We start from the raw sequence: 614 nt of genomic DNA on the forward strand, positions 1-614 counted from the left end.
ACAGTAGCAAGTCTTCACTGGTGGCTTCACTGATGATACACTCACTAGGGGCAAAGCGTGCCAAGACAGTGAGCATTTGCGCTTGTAGCGTTGCTATATCACTATTCTCTCCAGTTGCAACGCTTGTACTACTATCCACACTTAGGGTTTGAGTGGTGAGCGTCCCTGCCGTCAAGTCCAGTTGACTGATTGCAGCTTGGATAGGCAGTTTACGATCTTTTGCCTTTGGATTCGGTGTGGCGATGTCGATGGCGACGACAGTAGGCGTCTGATTGGGCGCGATAAGTGCATCATCGGTTATCGTCCCAGCAGTCAGCGTCTTGACCACTTCGCGGCGCATGATGGTGGGCGGCTTAGCCTTAGCGGCTTTAGTGCTACCTTTATTGTGTAGCGTATTATCTTTTTTGCTTTTTTCGCCGATGCTTGGATAAGAGTTGCTATCGGCTGCCTCATCGATTTGCTCACAGACCACCACCGTTTGCCCAGCGGCAATGAGCCGTGCCATGTAGCTATCTGCAGCATGAAAGGGTACACCTGCCATCGCGATAGTGTTGCCGGCTTTGTCAGTGCCGCGGCGCGTTAAAGTAATGTCCAATATCTGCGCGGCACGCTTG

Annotated in this window: 1 protein-coding gene; it reads right to left on the reverse strand. The window is 51.8% G+C overall.

Going from position 1 to position 614, the window contains the following annotated elements; translation table 11 throughout:
* Positions 1 to 595 (reverse strand): MutS N-terminal domain-containing protein (locus ACS8FD_RS22185; RefSeq protein ID WP_459252172.1); only part of this gene is annotated, 595 nt, incomplete at its 3' end.
* Positions 596 to 614 lie beyond the last annotated feature (19 nt).

It is taken from the genome of Psychrobacter sp. 1U2, assembly GCF_051847575.1.